Source organism: Modestobacter sp. KNN46-3, from assembly GCF_011039295.1.
Genome location: NZ_JAAKGN010000126.1, coordinates 1 through 15,041, shown reverse-complemented (window position 1 = coordinate 15,041; position 15,041 = coordinate 1). Strand labels below are relative to the sequence as shown.

Annotated in this window: 13 protein-coding genes; 7 read left to right on the top strand and 6 right to left on the bottom strand. The window is 74.3% G+C overall.

Annotation, left to right across the window (positions count from 1 at the left end; all coding sequences use genetic code 11):
• On the bottom strand, positions 1-1,583 hold a 1,583-nt coding region (locus G5C62_RS20385), incomplete at its 3' end, for an alkaline phosphatase D family protein (protein ID WP_164702442.1).
• Positions 1,584-1,622: 39 nt separating this feature from the next.
• Between G5C62_RS20385 and ftsY the strand changes: the two genes are divergently transcribed.
• A complete protein-coding gene (ftsY, locus tag G5C62_RS20380) occupies positions 1,623-2,825 on the top strand; it encodes a signal recognition particle-docking protein FtsY (RefSeq protein ID WP_036339777.1) in 1,203 nt (400 codons plus the stop codon).
• 42 nt (positions 2,826-2,867) lie between these two features.
• On the opposite strand, the gene G5C62_RS20375 is transcribed toward ftsY, so the two are convergent.
• Genes G5C62_RS20375 through G5C62_RS20360 form a run of 5 tightly spaced genes read right to left on the bottom strand, consistent with a single transcriptional unit; the run spans position 2,868 to position 7,250 of the window.
• Positions 2,868-4,664: a SpoIIE family protein phosphatase gene (locus G5C62_RS20375; protein WP_164702441.1), complete on the bottom strand. Its 1,797-nt coding sequence runs from the start codon at positions 4,662-4,664 to the stop codon at positions 2,868-2,870.
• A 13-nt stretch (positions 4,665-4,677) separates the two neighbouring features.
• Positions 4,678-5,427 (bottom strand): energy-coupling factor ABC transporter ATP-binding protein, encoded by a 750-nt coding sequence (locus G5C62_RS20370; RefSeq protein ID WP_164702440.1) that lies wholly within the window; start codon positions 5,425-5,427, stop codon positions 4,678-4,680.
• Positions 5,424-6,206: a cobalt ECF transporter T component CbiQ gene (gene cbiQ, locus G5C62_RS20365; protein WP_164702439.1), complete on the bottom strand. Its 783-nt coding sequence runs from the start codon at positions 6,204-6,206 to the stop codon at positions 5,424-5,426. The genes G5C62_RS20370 and cbiQ overlap by 4 nt, the downstream gene beginning before the upstream one ends.
• Position 6,207: 1 nt before the next feature.
• The gene (locus G5C62_RS27595) at positions 6,208-6,543 is read right to left on the bottom strand and encodes a PDGLE domain-containing protein (protein WP_052091570.1); all 336 of its coding nucleotides are present in this window, start codon (positions 6,541-6,543) and stop codon (positions 6,208-6,210) included.
• Positions 6,540-7,250, bottom strand: a complete 711-nt coding sequence (locus tag G5C62_RS20360; RefSeq protein WP_036339789.1) for an energy-coupling factor ABC transporter permease — start codon at positions 7,248-7,250, stop codon at positions 6,540-6,542. Before G5C62_RS20360 ends, G5C62_RS27595 begins: the two co-directional genes overlap by 4 nt.
• 378 nt (positions 7,251-7,628) lie before the next feature.
• On the opposite strand from G5C62_RS20360, the gene G5C62_RS20355 reads away from it, so the two are divergent.
• The 6 genes from G5C62_RS20355 (at position 7,629) to G5C62_RS20330 (ending at position 14,961) form a co-directional block, all read left to right on the top strand.
• Entirely contained in the window at positions 7,629-8,978 is a 1,350-nt protein-coding gene (locus tag G5C62_RS20355) for an ammonium transporter (protein ID WP_164702438.1), read from the top strand.
• Positions 8,975-9,313 (top strand): P-II family nitrogen regulator, encoded by a 339-nt coding sequence (locus tag G5C62_RS20350; RefSeq protein WP_012950005.1) that lies wholly within the window; start codon positions 8,975-8,977, stop codon positions 9,311-9,313. The genes G5C62_RS20355 and G5C62_RS20350 overlap by 4 nt, the downstream gene beginning before the upstream one ends.
• A gap of 94 nt (positions 9,314-9,407) precedes the next feature.
• Positions 9,408-11,819, top strand: a complete 2,412-nt coding sequence (locus G5C62_RS20345) for a [protein-PII] uridylyltransferase (RefSeq protein ID WP_164702437.1) — start codon at positions 9,408-9,410, stop codon at positions 11,817-11,819.
• A 95-nt stretch (positions 11,820-11,914) separates the two neighbouring features.
• On the top strand, positions 11,915-12,106 hold the full coding sequence (locus G5C62_RS20340) for a hypothetical protein (RefSeq protein ID WP_036339795.1): 192 nt from the start codon (positions 11,915-11,917) through the stop codon (positions 12,104-12,106).
• 184 nt (positions 12,107-12,290) lie between these two features.
• Complete coding sequence (gene ffh / locus G5C62_RS20335) at positions 12,291-13,862, top strand: signal recognition particle protein (protein ID WP_164702436.1); 1,572 nt, start codon at positions 12,291-12,293, stop codon at positions 13,860-13,862.
• 4 nt (positions 13,863-13,866) lie between these two features.
• Positions 13,867-14,961 carry an amidohydrolase family protein gene (locus G5C62_RS20330; protein ID WP_241176024.1) on the top strand — a complete coding sequence of 365 codons (1,095 nt, stop codon included), beginning with the start codon at positions 13,867-13,869 and terminating at the stop codon, positions 14,959-14,961.
• Positions 14,962-15,041 lie beyond the last annotated feature (80 nt).

Genomic DNA, 15,041 nt, shown 5'->3' with positions numbered 1-15,041 from the left:
CGGGCGTCCCGGCCCTCCAGCACCAGCTCGCCCAGCTCGTTGCCGAAGAACGGCCCGGCCTGCTTCCGCCACTGCAGCGGGCTGCCCTCCACCCGGGCCAGCGCGCGCAGCCCGCCGGTCAGCGCCCTGGCCCAGCGGCTCCAGCCGACCTTGAAGCCGATCTCGATGGCGTGCGGCGCCTGGTTGTGCAGCGGCGAGACGGTCAGCTGGTGCACCCGGGTGTCCAGGTCCCCGGGGTTCACCAGCTCGGCTGCGTAGGCGTGGTGGACGTCGCCGGACAGCACCAGCGCGGTGGCCGGCGGCTGCCCCAGCTCACCGCGCGCCGCGGCGATCAGGGTCCGCCCCAGCCGCTCGAAGGACTGCCCGAACGCCGCCCAGTGCTCCAGGTCGGCCGCCTGTCGCAGCTTCTCCATCAGCCGGCCCAGCGGCTTGCCGTGGTGGCGCACCGACAGCGTCTCGTTCCACCGCTCGATGTCGTGCACCGAGTGCGGCAGCAGCCAGGGCAGCGAGGTGCCGATGAGCAGGTGCTCGACGCCGTCCTCCACCGACCGGCGCACCGCGGCGTCGACCCAGTCGAACTCGAAGTCGTCGACGATCTTCCGGTCGTGCTCGTCCAGCGCCCGGCCGGCGCGGGTGTCGACCATGATCAGCCGGGTCGACCCCCAGTGCCGCACGTAGCTCCAGCGCACCGTCTCCGGCTCCGTGTCGGCGGCGCGGGCCATCTCGTCGAGCATCGGGCCGGCGTCGTCCGAGCCGTCGGCTCGCTGCTGGATCGCCTGCCAGGTCTCGTTCTCGGCCAGCTCGTTCGGCGAGAGGTTGCCCAGGTGCTGGTACACCCAGTAGCTGACCAGCCCGCCGCAGATCCGCTTGTGCCACCAGTCGGTGGGGGTGACCTCGGCGCGCCAGGCGGCCGAGGTGTTCCAGTCGTCGATCATCTCGTGGTCGTCGAAGACCATCGAGGACGGGATCGTCGACAGCAGCCACCGGACCTCCGGGTCGCCCCAGGACTCGGCGTAGAGCCGGCTGTACTCCTCGAAGTCCGCGGCCTGGGCACCGGGCGGCTGGGACAGGTCCCGGCGGGAGGCCATCCACTCCTTCGTCGCCGGGGTCACCTCGTCGGCGTACACCTGGTCGCCCAGCAGGACCAGGGCGTCGGGCCACTGGTCCTCGGGCAGCTCCAGCAGCCGGCGGGCGTAGCTGTCCAGCGCGTCCGGCGGGAGGGCGTCACGGACGTCGACGGAGGTGGGGGTGGCGTAGCGGCAGGAGCCGAAGGCCAGCCGGAAGGGGCCCGGGCGCTCGGTGGTCCGGATCCGGCTCGGCGGGGCGCTGGAGTGCGCCGCGGGCCAGACCTGCTGGCCGTCCAGGTGCACCTCGTAGGGCGTGCTGCTGCCCGGCTCCAGACCCTCGACGACGACGAGGGCGTAGTGGTGGCCGTTGACGCAGAACGTGCGGGCCCGCTGGCCCAGCACCGTCACGTCGCAGGGGCGGTCGGTCTCCACCCAGATGGTGGCCGACACGGGGTCGACGTGGCGCAGGAGCGGCCCGAGGAGCAGGAGCGGTCGGGTGCCGGCGGTCTCGGGCATGCGACACAGCCTGCCCCATGACCCTGGGAGACTGTGGGCATGGAGTTCGTGCTGATCGCGATCGCGATCCTCGTCGTCGCCCTCATCGCCGGGGTCGGGCTGCTCGTCAACCGCGGCCGGCGCACCACCCGGCTGGACTCCGACGCCGTGCGGGGCACCACGCTCACCCGCCCGCCGATCGCCCCGGACCCGACGTCGGGGGCCACCGCGGCCGACCTCTACACCGGACCTCCGGCTCCCGCGCGGGCCGAGCCGGACGCCGCCGTGGAACTGCCGCCGGCGGAGCCGGAGCCCGGCCTGGTCTTCGAGACCCCGCCCCCCTCGGCCGGCCGGCTGATCCGGCTGCGCTCCCGGCTGGCCCGTTCGCAGTCGTCGCTGGGCCGCGGCCTGCTCACCGTGCTGGCCCGGGAGAAGCTCACCGAGGACGACTGGGAGGAGGTCGAGGAGACGCTCCTGGCCGCCGACGTCGGCGTCGCCGCCACCACCCAGATCGTGAACCGGCTGCGCACCCAGACACTGGTGCTGGCCACCGCCTCGGGCACGCAGCTGCGCGACCTCGTGGTGCAGGAGCTCGTCGCCGTCCTGGGCCCGGACCTGGACCGCACCCTGCGCACGTCCCGGCACGACGGGCGCCCCGCCGTGGTGCTGGTCGTCGGGGTGAACGGCGCCGGGAAGACGACGACGGTCGGCAAGATCGCCCGGGTGCTGGTGGGCGACGGCAAGAGCGTCGTCCTCGGTGCCGCGGACACCTTCCGCGCGGCTGCCGCCGACCAACTGGAGACCTGGGGCGAGCGGGTCGGGGTGCTCACCGTCCGCGGTCGCGAGGGCGGGGACCCGGCCTCGGTCGCCTTCGAGGCCGTCCGCACCGGTACCGAGGCCGAGGTGGACGCCGTCCTGGTCGACACCGCCGGGCGGCTGCACACCAAGTCCGGCCTGATGGACGAGCTCGGCAAGGTCAAGCGGGTGGTGGAGAAGCACGGGCCGGTCGACGAGGTGCTGCTGGTGCTCGACGCCACCACCGGCCAGAACGGGGTGGTGCAGGCCCGGGTGTTCACCGAGGCGGTCGAGGTCACCGGCGTCGTCCTCACCAAGCTCGACGGCACCGCCAAGGGCGGCATCGTGGTGGCCGTGCAGCGTGAGCTGGGCATCCCGGTGAAGCTGATCGGGCTGGGCGAGGGCCCCGACGACCTGGCGCCGTTCGAGCCGGAGGCGTTCGCCGAGGCGCTCGTCGGGAACGCCTGACGGGGGAGCACCGCAGGGAGGGCCAGCGACCGAGGAGCGGGCTCAGCCGGCGGGGTCGACGCGCAGGGCGAGCAGCGCGACGTCGTCGGCGTGCTCGGGGGCCATCCGGGTCAGCAGCGCATCGCACAGCTCCTCGACCGGCCGGCCGGCCAGTTCCTGCCCGGCGGCGACCAGGCGGGCCAGGCCGTCGTCCAGCGTCGACCGGCGGTGCTCCACCAGGCCGTCGGTGTAGAGCACGACGGTGTCGCCTGGGTGGAGTTCGACGACGTGCTCGGTGCGGAGCCGGTCGGGGTCCACGCCCAGCAGCAGGTCGTGCGGTCGCTCCAGCAGCTCCGGCGTCCCGTCCGCCCGCACGACCAGTGGCGGTGGGTGTCCCGCGTTGGACCAGCGGAGCCGGCGTGCCCCGTCGCCGGGCTCCTGCTCGACCCGGGCGAGCACCGCGGTGACCAGCGTGGTCACCCCGAGGCCCTGCTGGGCGCGGTCCAGGGCGGTCAGCACCGGGGCCGGTGGCGCGTCCAGGGAGTGGGCGATGCCGCGCAGCAGGTTGCGCAGCTGGGCCATCACGGCCGCCGCGGTCCGGTCGTGGCCGGTGACGTCGCCGACGACCAGGGTGGTGGCGCCGCCGGGGGTGAGGAAGGCGTCGTACCAGTCGCCGCCGACCTGCGCCTCCTGCGCCGCGGGTCGGTAGCGCACCGCGATGCGCAGGCCGGCCGGCTGCGGGGGAGCGGTGAGCAGCGACCGCTGGAGGGCCTCCGCCAGGCTGCGGGTCGCCGTCGCCCGCCGGCGCTCGGTCTCCAGCCGGGCCACCCGCTCGACCGCCTGAGCGCACTGGGGCGCGTGGGCCTCCAGCACCCGGACGTCGTCGTCGTCGAACTCCCGGGGGTCGGCCCAGCCGATCGTCCAGGAGCCCAGCAGTCGTCCGCCCGACCGCAGTGGCAGGGCGGCCCACGAGCGGGTGCCCAGGCCCTGGAGGAGGCGGACGGCGTCTGGGTGCTGGGGCCGGTCGGTCTCGGTGTCCTCGATGAGCACCTGCTCGCCGTGCACCGCGGCGCGGGCCATCGGCAACGGTGAGTCCGGCGGGACGTCCGCGGAGAGCAGCCGGCTGCCGCGGTCCTCGGTGAGGGTCAGGCCCTGCCCGTCGGGCGTGTGCAGGACCACCGAGGCGGCACTGGCACCCCGCGCCGACCTGCCCTGCTCGAACAACAGGTGCAGCAGCCCCTCCGTCGTCTCGGCGGTGGCCAGGGCGGAGACGGTCCTCGCCAGCCCGGCGAGGGAGCGGGCGGCGCGCCGCTCCCGCTCGCTGCTGAGCTGGAGCGCGGCGTTGTACTGCTCGAGCTCCCGGGTGCGGGCGAAGAGGTCGCTCTCCACCTGCTCCACCCGGACCTGGCCGCGGGCGGCCGCCCGGCGGGCCTCGTCCCGGTCCTGGATGTACTCGGTGACGTCGTCCGCGCGGTGCAGTAGCAGGACGACCTCCCCGTCGTCGTCCACGATCGGCACGTTCCGCGGGCTCCAGAAGCGCTCCGTCCAGCTGCCGTCGGGCATCGGGATGTCGTACCTCTGGATGGGCATGGTGACCGGCCGGCGGGTGTCCCGCGCCTCGGCCAGCGAGGCACCCAGGTTCGCCACACCGTCGGCTGCCGGGTCGGCGGAGTTGCGCGGGAAGACGTCGAACAGGTGCCGGCCGACGGTGTCCTCGAGGGTGGTCGCGGTCGCCTCCAGCCGGGCCCGGTTCGCGTGCACGATGACCAGGTCCGGGGTGAGCAGCAGGAACGGCGCGGGGGCCTCGTCGAAGACCTTGGCGAAGTCGGGCACCGGCAGGTCGCGGGACGTCTCGGGCATCGGTGACCGCCCGTCAGCCGACGGCGCGGGGGTCGAAGCCGAAGGGCAGTTCGAGCCGGTGTGCAGCCAGCAGCCCCGGGTCGGCCAGCAGTTCGCGGGTCGGGCCGTCGGCGACCACCACCCCGCCGTCCAGCACGACCGACCGGGGGCAGAGCTGGAGGGCGTAGGGCAGGTCGTGGGTGACCATCAGCAGCGTGATGGGCAGCGTCTGGAGCACCTCGGCGAGCTCGCGCCGGCCGGCCGGGTCGAGGTTGCTGCTGGGCTCGTCGAGCACCAGCACCTCGGGCTGCATCGACAGCACCGTCGCGACGGCGACCCGCCGGCGCTGGCCGAAGGAGAGGTGGTGGGGCGCCCGGTCGGCGGCGTCGGCCATGTCGACCGCGGCCAGGGCGTCGGCCACCCGCCGGGCGACCTCGGGTTCGGGCAGGCCGAGATTGCGGGGGCCGAAGGCGACGTCCTCGCCGACCGTGGGCATGAACAGCTGGTCGTCCGGGTCCTGGAAGACGATCCCCACCCGGCGCCGGACCTCCTGCAGGTTGCGGTCCTCGACCGGCAGCCCGGCGACCTCCACCCGGCCGCGGCCGCCGCGCAGGATGCCGTTGAGGTGCAGCACCAGCGTCGTCTTGCCCGCCCCGTTGGGCCCCAGCAGCGCGACCCGCTCGCCGGGCTCCAGCCGCAGGTCCACGCCGTAGAGCGCCTGGTGCCCGTCGGGGTAGGCGAACGCCAGGTCGTCGACGAGCAACGAGGGGGCGGAGGTGCTCACCCCAAGAGTGAACCCGCCGCCAGCACGGCGACCGCAGCCAGGGGGAGGCTGAGCGCGGTCGCCCAGGCGCGCCCGCCGACGACCGCGACCGGCCCGCCGGGCAGCCGCCCGGTGTAGCCCCGGGACAGCATCGCCAGGTGCACCCGCTCGCCGCGCTCGTAGGAGCGGATGAACAGCGAGCCGGCGGCCGGGCCGAGGATCTTGAGGGCCCCGAGGTGGCGACCCCGGAACCCGCGGGACTCCCGGGCCACCCGCATCCGGCGCAGCTCGCCACCGACGACGTCGGTGTACCTGATCATGAAGCTGAGGATCTGGACCAGCACCGTGGGCAGCCGCAGCCGCTCCAGCCCGCGCAGCAGGGCCCGGGCGTCGGTGGTGGCCGCCAGCAGGGTCGCGGCCAGCACCGACAGGGTCGCCTTGGCGAGGATGCTGCCGCCGGCGGCCAGCCCGCTCTCGGACAGCGACAGCCCGAGCACGTCGGTGCGTGGGCCGCGGGACACGAACGGCAGGAGGACGGCGAAGAGGACGAAGGGCACCTCCACCACCAGGCCCCGCAGCAGCCGGCCCGGCCGCACCCGGGCCACCGCGGCGACCGTCAGCAGCAGGAGCAGGAACCCGGCGTAGGCGACGGCAGCCCAGCCGGCGCCCACCGGGGTGGCCACCACGACCAGGGCGAAGGCGAGGACGGCGACGAGCTTGGTGTGCGGCGCCAGCCGGTGCACCGGGCTGTCGCCGGGTACGTACGCCGCGGACAGCCCGCCGCCGTGTCCTGCGCCCATCTCAGTGCTGGCGGGCGTCGGCCGGGGGAGCGGTGGCGTCCTCGGTCGGGCGCCGGCGCACCAGCAGGGTGAGGCCGCCGGCCAGCGCCAGCACCAGCAGCACGCCGATCACCCCGGCCAGGCCGCCGGAGAGCCGGTCGTCGCCGATCGCGGCCACGGCGTAGTCGGCCAGCGGCGAGTCGGCGGCCGCGCTGTCCCGAGCGGTGGAAGCGAAGCCCTGTTCCTCGGCGGTCGCCTCCAGCCCGTCCGGTGCGGAGCTGGCGTACCAGCTGCCCACGCCGGCGATGACGAGTGCGACGAGCACACCGATCAGCACGAAGGTGCGGGTGCGGGTCATCGCACGTCCACCGCGGTCGCGCCGGCCAGGCTCGGGCGGGGGGCGAGCGCACTGGCCCGCCGCAGGTGCCGGGCGCCGCGGACCAAGTCCGGGCGGACGCGGAGCACCGCCCCGAGGACGGCGACGGTGATGACCGCCTCGCCCAGGCCGATCAGCAGGTGCACGCCGACCATCGCGATCCCCACCGACCCCAGCGCGACGTCGGCGACGCCCCCGAGGCCGAACAGCAGGACGAAGACCAGGGCTGCGGCGGGCACCGAGAGGAAGGCACCGACCCCGGCCGAGGTGAGCAGCCCGGTGCGGGTGGCCGGCAGCACGGCCCGCAGCGCACGGAAGACGCCGTACCCGACGGCGATCGCCACCAGGCCGATCAGGGTGACGTTCGTGCCCAGGGCGGTGAGGCCGCCGTCGGCGAAGACCAGGGCCTGGACCATCAGGACGACGGTCAGGCACAACACCGCCGTCCAGGGGCCGACCAGGATCGCGGTGAGCGCGCCGCCCATCAGGTGACCGCTGGTGCCGAAAGCGACCGGGAAGTTCATCATCTGCACCGCGAACACGAAGGCAGCGGTGAGCCCGGCCATCGGGGCGGTGCGCTCGTCCAGTTCGCGGCGCGCACCGCGCAGGGCCAGGGCGACGCCGGCGGCGGCGACCACGGCGGTGCCGGTGCTGGTCGTGGCGTCGAGAAAGCCATCGGGGACGTGCACACGGACCTCCGGGACCTCGGGTTGCTGAGCTGTGCGGCCGGTGACGGGTGCCCGCGGTCGTACGCCAGGGGAGCTTATTGCACCTTGTTGGCAGCTGCACAGGGTTCGCAAGAAGGCCCGGTGAACGGGCGGTGACGTGACCGAGCGCACGCCGACCGACACACCGCGGGGGCGGATGGGGCGCCGGCAACACGTCCGGAACACGACCGGGCGACACGCGCTGCGGAGTTCACCGTGGCGAAACACGTCCGCGCCGTCGTCGGAAACACGGTGGCGGCACCGTCTCCTCCGCACCGCCTCCCGGGGCGGTGGCTCGCCCGAGGCCCCTCGGGGTCCCCGCTTGCGGCCGATGGCCGACGACACCCTCAGGAGGTTGCCGTGGTCAACACCGGCGACACCGCCTGGATCCTCACCAGCGCTGCCCTCGTGCTGCTGATGACCCCAGGCCTCGCGCTCTTCTACGGCGGCATGGTCCGCGCGAAGAGCGTGCTGAACATGATGATGATGAGCTTCGGCGCGCTGGCCCTGATCAGCGTGCTGTGGGTCCTCTACGGCTACTCCTTCGCCTTCGGTGACGACGTCGGCTTCGGTCTGCTCGGCGACCCGGCCGAGTTCTTCGGTCTGGCCGGCCTGATGGAGGACCTCACGACCGAGGAGGGCGGTCTGCCGGCCATGGCGTTCGTCGGCTTCCAGGCCGTCTTCGCCATCATCACCGTCGCGCTGATCTCTGGCGCAATCGCCGACCGGGCGAGGTTCGGCTCCTGGATGGTCTTCGCCGGCATCTGGGCGACCGTCGTCTACTTCCCGGTCGCGCACTGGGTCTTCGACTTCACCCTCACCGACGACGACGGCGTGGTCACCCACACCGGTGGCTGGATCGCCAACGAGCTGGCCGCGATCGACTTCGCCGGCGGCACCGCGGTGCACATCAACGCCGGTGCGGCCGGCCTGGCACTCGCCCTGGTGCTGGGCAAGCGCCGCGGTTTCGGCCGGGACGCGATGCGGCCGCACAACCTGCCGCTGGTGATGATCGGCGCCGGCCTGCTGTGGTTCGGGTGGTTCGGGTTCAACGCCGGCTCCGCCCTCGCCGCCAACAACACCGCCGCCGTCGCCTGGGTGAACACCCTGGTCGCCACCGGTGCCGCGACGCTGGCCTGGCTGCTGGTGGAGAAGATGCGCGACGGTCACTCGACCTCGCTGGGCGGCGCCTCCGGCGTCGTGGCGGGCCTGGTCGCCATCACCCCGGCCTGCTCGGCGGTCTCGCCGATCGGCGCGATCGTCATCGGGGCCGTCGCGGGTGCGCTCTGTGCCCTCGCCGTCGGGCTGAAGTTCCGGTTCGGCTACGACGACTCGCTCGACGTCGTCGGCGTCCACCTGGTCGGTGGCCTGGTCGGCACCATCCTGGTCGGCTTCGTCGGCACGGCAGCTGCTCCGGCCGGCGTGGACGGGCTCTTCTACGGTGGAGGGGTCGACCAGCTCTGGCGCCAGGTCGTCGGTGCCGCTGCGGTGCTCGCCTACTCCTTCGTCCTCACCCTGGTCATCGGCTTCCTGATCCAGAAGACGATGGGCTTCCGGCTCACCGAGGAGGACGAGGTGACCGGCATCGACACGGTCGTGCACGCTGAGTCCGGGTACGACTTCGCCTCCCTGGGCGGCGGTGGCAGCACCGCGCCCCTGGCTGGGCAGGCACGCGCCGAGGCGCGCAACACGGAAGGGAGCCGGGCATGAAGCTCGTCACCGCGATCGTCAAGCCGTTCAAGCTCGACGACGTCAAGAACGCACTCGAGCTGATCGGCATCGCCGGTCTGACCGTCAGCGAGGTGCAGGGGTTCGGCCGCCAGCGCGGCCACACCGAGGTCTACCGCGGCGCGGAGTACCAGGTGGACTTCGTCCCGAAGGTGCGCATCGAGGTCGTCGTCGGCGAGATCGAGGCGGCCCGGGTGGTCGACGCGATCGTCGAGGCGGCGTCCACCGGGCAGATCGGTGACGGCAAGGTGTGGGTGACCACGATCGACGAGATCGTCCGGGTCCGCACCGGTGAGCGCGGAGCTGACGCGCTCTGAGGCCGGTCCGGTGACCTGACGTCGGCCGGGGTGGCGGGGAGACCCGCTGCCCCGGCCGACGCCGTCTCCCCCGCTGGACGACCGAGAGGTGCCCGTGCTCGACCTCGCGACGCTCACCGCCCTGCCCCGCACCGAGCGGGTGCAGGCGTTCGACGACTGGCTGGTCGGCCTGCTGACCGAGGCGCTCGCCGGCACCCCCCGGGCTCCCCGCCGCCGGGGCGGCCCACCGGCCGAGCCGGCGGGGACCGGCGTCGCGCTGGTGGCCGTGGGCAGCCTCGGCCGCCGGGAGCTGCCACCGCACGGCGACCTGGACCTGGTCCTCGTGCACGACGGCCGGGCCGAGATCGCGGCGCTCGCCGACGCCCTCTGGTACCCCATCTGGGACGCCGGGGTGCGGCTGGACCACTCCGTGCGGACGGTCTCCGAGGCCGTCTCCGTGGCCGCCGAGGACGTCAAGGCGGGCCTCGGCCTGCTCGATGCGCGCCACGTGGCCGGCGACCCGGAGGTCACCGCGGCCCTGCGGACGGCGACGCTGGGCTCGTGGCGGCAGCACGCCGGCCGGCTGCTGCCCCAGCTGCGCGACCTGCGCCGGGAGCGGAGCCGGCTGGTCGGTGAGCTGGGGTTCCTGCTGGAGCCCGACCTCAAGGAGGCCTACGGCGGACTGCGTGAGGGCCAGGTGCTGCGGGCCCTGGCCGCGGCCCAGCTGGCCGACGAGCCACCGGCCGACGCGGGGGAGGCCTACGACTTCCTGCTCGACGTGCGGGACGCCCTGCGACGCAGCACCGGGCGCGCCGGCGACGCCCTGGTCCGCCAGGAGCAGGCTGCGGTCGCCCAGGCGCTCGGGCTGGCCGACGACGACGTCCTCCTGCGCCGGGTGAGCCTGGCCGGGCGCCGGCTGGCCTTCGTCGCCGACGAGACCTGGCGGCGGGTCGACGCCTCGCTGGTGCGGCGGCCACGGGCCCGGTACCGGCGGGTGCGGCGCGAGCCGCTGGCCGAGGGGCTGGTCCGGCAGGGTGACGAGGTGGTGCTGGCCCGCGACGCCCGGCCGGCCGCCGACCCCGGCCTGGTGCTGCGCGGTGCCGCCGCCGCTGCCCGCGCGGACCTGCTGCTGTCGCCGTACACGCTCAAGGTGCTCGCCGTGCACGCGCCCGCGCTGCCCGAGCCCTGGCCGGCGGAGGTCCGCTGGTCCTTCCTCCGGCTGCTGGCCAGTGGTCGCAGCGCAGTTCCGGTCATCGAGCAGCTGGACCAGGAGGGGCTGCTGGCCCGGATGCTGCCGGAGTGGGACCGGGTGCGGTCACTGCCGCAGCGGCACCCGTGGCACCGGTTCACCGTCGACCGGCACCTGGTGGAGGCCGCCGCAGCGGCGTCGGAGCTGACCCGCGACGTCGACCGGCCCGACCTGCTGCTGGTCGGCGCCCTGCTGCACGACATCGGCAAGGGCTGGCCCGGTGACCACAGCGTCGTCGGGGAGCCGATCGCCGCCGAGGTGGCGACCCGGATGGGCTTCTCCCCGCCGGACGTCGCCACGCTGGCCGCGATGGTGCGCCACCACCTGCTGCTGCCGGCCACCGCGACCCGGCGGGACATCGACGACCTCGCGACCATCGACCGGGTCGCCGAGACGATCGGCCGGGACGTCGCCCTGCTGGAGCTGCTGCACGCGCTGGCGCAGGCCGACGGCGCCGCGACCAGCAGCTCGGCGTGGTCACCGTGGAAGGCCCACCTGGTCGCCGCGCTGGTGGCCCGGGTGCGGGCCCACCTGGCGGCCGCCCCGGCGCCCGGGCCGGTGCTGGAGCCGACCACCCCGCAGGTCAGCTCCTCGGGCCCGGGGTCCGCGGGGGAGGGCGGGCGCATCTCGGTCGGCGTCCGGGACGTCGCCGACGGCCAGCAGGTGACGTTCCTGGCGCCGGACCGGCCCGGCCTGTTCAGCCGGTGTGCCGGCGTGCTGGCGCTGAACCAGCTCGACGTCCGGGCGGCCAGCACCTCGGTCGAGGACGGCCAGGCGACGTCGGTGTTCGCCGTGCGGCCGCGGTTCGGCCGGGCGCCGGTGCCGGAGATCCTGGCCGACGGCGTCCGGGCGGCCCTGGAGGGAACGCTGCCGCTGGACGACCGGCTGCGGCAGCGGGAGATCGACTACCGCCAGCACGGGGACCGGGCGGCACCGCCGAAGATCTCCTGGCACGACAACGAGGTCGACGGCGCCGCCTCCAGCATCGTCGAGGTCCGCGCCGGGGACCGGGCCGGCCTGCTCTACCGGCTGACCTCCGCGCTGGCCGACCAGGGGCTGGACGTGACCTCGGCGCGGATCGAGACCCTCGGGGCCGATGCGCTCGACTCCTTCTACGTCTGTGACCCCGCCGGCGCGACGATGGACGCCGACCGGCGCCGTCGGGTCGAGGAGGCGCTGGTGTCCGCGGCACGCGGCACCACACCCGGGGCGGCGGACCCTGCCTCGTCGGCGACGGTCGGCGGCCCCGGCGTCAAGCGCGACACGCCGTCGGCCTGAGGTCCGCGGTTCTGTCGTACCCCCGTGAGACGTTCGACGTGCCGGACGGGAGCCCGCTCCCGACGACCGGCGCCGAGACGAGAGGGGACGCACTCGTGAGCGACCTGCAGCAGTGGCCCTGCCCCACCTGTGAGCACGACACCGACTTCGAGCAGCCGGAGTGCATCGACGGCCACACCGAGGACGGCGGCGCGTGCCCGGAGTGGGCCTGCACCGACTGCGGCACCGCCCTGGTCAGCGGGGACGTGCACCGTCCGGCGGCCGTGACCTTGCGTCACGCCGCCTGAAGCAGGAGCCCACCGCCCACCGCCGACGAGTTCCTGGCGGGCACCCGCCGATGGGCCATTACGCTGGGAACGGTGGCGTGACGGCCCCGGGGTGGCCCCGGGAGCCCGAGCCGTGCCGCTCGGCCCGCTGAACTCCCTGGTGGGCCGGCCGGTGGCTGCACGCCAGACTGCCTGAGGACGTGTTGTGTTCGAGACCCTCTCCGACCGCCTGGACAAGGTCTTCACCGGTCTGCGCGGCAAGGGCCGGCTCTCCGACGAGGACATCGACGCGACCGCGCGGGAGATCCGCATCGCGTTGCTCGAGGCCGACGTCGCGCTGCCGGTCGTCCGGTCGTTCATCGCTGCGGTCAAGGAGCGGGCGCGCGGCTCGGAGGTCTCCTCGGCGCTGAACCCGGCGCAGCAGATCATCAAGATCGTCAACGAGGAGCTGGTCGGCATCCTCGGCGGGGAGACCCGCCGGATCCGCTACGCCAAGCAGTCGCCCACGGTGATCATGCTGGCCGGCCTGCAGGGCGCCGGTAAGACGACCCTGGCCGGCAAGCTCGGCCGCTGGCTCAAGGCGCAGGGGCACACCCCGCTGCTGGTCGCGTGTGACCTGCAGCGGCCCAACGCGGTGCAGCAGCTGTCGGTGGTGGCCGGGCAGGCCGGCGTCGACGTCTACGCACCCGAGCCCGGCAACGGCGTGGGCGACCCGATCGCCGTCGCGCGGGACTCCATCGACCACGCCCGCCGCACCCAGCACGACGTCGTCGTCGTCGACACCGCCGGCCGGCTGGGCATCGACGCCGAGCTGATGGCCCAGGCCGCCGGCATCCGGGACGCCGTGCAGCCCGACGAGACGCTGTTCGTCGTCGACGCGATGATCGGGCAGGACGCCGTCACCACGGCGACCGCGTTCCAGGAGGGCGTCGGCTTCTCCGGCGTCGTCCTCACCAAGCTCGACGGTGACGCCCGCGGTGGTGCCGCACTGTCGGTCCGGCACGTGACCGGGCAGCCGATCATGTTCGCCTCCACCGGCGAGAAGCTGGCCGACTTCGACGTCTTCCACCCCGAGCGGATGGCCTCGCGCATCCTCGGCATGGGCGACGTGCTGACCCTGATCGAGCAGGCCGAGCAGGCCTTCGACGCCGACCAGGCCGAGAAGATGGCCGGCAAGCTCGCCAGCCGCGAGGGCTTCACCCTCGAGGACTTCCTCGAGCAGATGATGGCCATCCGCAAGATGGGCCCGATCGCGAACCTGCTCGGCATGCTGCCCGGCGCCGGGCAGATGAAGGAGCAGCTCGCGCAGGTCGACGAACGGGACCTGGACCGCACCGCGGCGATCATCCGGTCGATGACCCCGGCCGAGCGGGCGACCCCGAAGATCATCAACGCCTCGCGCCGGGTGCGGATCGCGAACGGTTCGGGGATGAGCGTCACCGACGTCAACCACCTGCTGGAGCGATTCGCCCAGGCGCAGAAGATGATGGGCCAGATGGCCGGCAGCATGGGGCTGCCGGGCATGGGCCCGATGTCGAAGAAGCAGCGCGGCCGGCAGAACCAGGTGCAGGCACGGGGCAAGGGCAAGAAGGGCAAGGGCGGCAAGAAGGGCGGCCCGGCCCGCCGGCCGATCGGTGCCCCCGATGGCATGGGCGGGGCGCCCGGGCAGCTGCCCGGCGGGATGCCGGGCGGGGTGCCCGGTCTGCCGCCCGGGCAGGCGATGCCCGACCTGAGCAAGCTGGACTTCAGCCAGTTCAAGGACCAGCAGGGCCGCTGATCCGGTGACCACCGCTGCTGCGCCTGCCCTGCACCTCTCCGGCGTCGTCCTCCCCGAGGGCGAGCACCGCGACCTCTGGGTCAGCGAGGGGCGGATCACCTTCCAGCCGGTCTCCGGCGCCGAGACGGTCAGCCGCGGCGGCTTCCTGCTGCCCGGCCTGGTCGACGCGCACTGCCACGTCGGCATCGGCCGGGGTGGGGTGCACGCCACCGGTGTCGCGGACCTGCGCGACCAGGCCCTGGAGGAGCGTGCCGCCGGGGTGCTGGCGTTGCGCGACTGCGGTTCCCCGGTCGACACCCGGGTGCTCGACGAGCACCTGGACCTGCCCCGGGTCATCCGTGCCGGCCGGCACATCGCCGCCCCCCGCCGCTACATCCCCGGGCTGGCGATCGAGCTGGAGCCACCCGACCTGGTGGCCGAGGTGCGGGTACAGGCCCGGCGCGGTGACGGCTGGGTCAAGCTGGTGGGTGACTGGATCGACCGCGGCGTCGGCGACCTGGCGCCGGAGTGGCCCGACGACGTCGTGGCCGCGGCGATCGCCGCCGCACACGAGGAGGGTGCCCGGGTCACCGCGCACACCTTCGGCACCGATGCGCTGCCCGGGCTGATCGGGGCGGGGATCGACTGCATCGAGCACGGCACCGGCCTGACCGAGGAGCTGGTGGGGGAGATGGCCCGCCGGGGCACCGCCGTCGTCCCGACGCTGGTGAACGTGGAGAACTTCCCCGGCTTCGCGGCGGCGGGGGAGGCCAAGTTCCCCTCGTACGCGTCCACGATGCGGCGGCTGTACGCGAACTCCGGAGCCGTGGTGCGCGCCGCGTTCGAGGCCGGCGTGCCCGTGTTCGCCGGCACCGACGCCGGTGGGGGCGTCGACCACGGGGTCATCGCCGACGAGATCCGGGCGCTGCACGCCGCCGGGCTGCCTGCCGAGGCCGCACTGGCCGCCGGCTCCTGGGGCGCACGCGAGTGGCTGGGCCTGCCGGGCATCGCCGAAGGCGCCCCGGCCGACCTGGTCGTCTACGAGACCGACCCCCGGGCCGACCTCGACTCGCTACAGCGACCGCAACGGATGGTCCTCCGCGGACGCGTCGTCGCCTGAGCCAAACCGATGGACGGCGTCCGGCGGACGCCTGGGACACTCCTCCCGTGCTCCTTCGGATGTCCTCCCTGTTCCTGCGC

Excerpts from the sequence above, each read along its gene's own strand:
- cbiQ (WP_164702439.1), bottom strand. The coding sequence starts at position 6,206 with ATGGGCGCAGGACACGGCGGCGGGCTGTCCGCGGCGTACGTACCCGGC.
- G5C62_RS20375 (WP_164702441.1), bottom strand. The coding sequence starts at position 4,664 with ATGCCCGAGACGTCCCGCGACCTGCCGGTGCCCGACTTCGCCAAGGTC.
- G5C62_RS27595 (WP_052091570.1), bottom strand. The coding sequence starts at position 6,543 with ATGACCCGCACCCGCACCTTCGTGCTGATCGGTGTGCTCGTCGCACTC.
- G5C62_RS20350 (WP_012950005.1), top strand. The coding sequence starts at position 8,975 with ATGAAGCTCGTCACCGCGATCGTCAAGCCGTTCAAGCTCGACGACGTC.
- ftsY (WP_036339777.1), top strand. The coding sequence starts at position 1,623 with ATGGAGTTCGTGCTGATCGCGATCGCGATCCTCGTCGTCGCCCTCATC.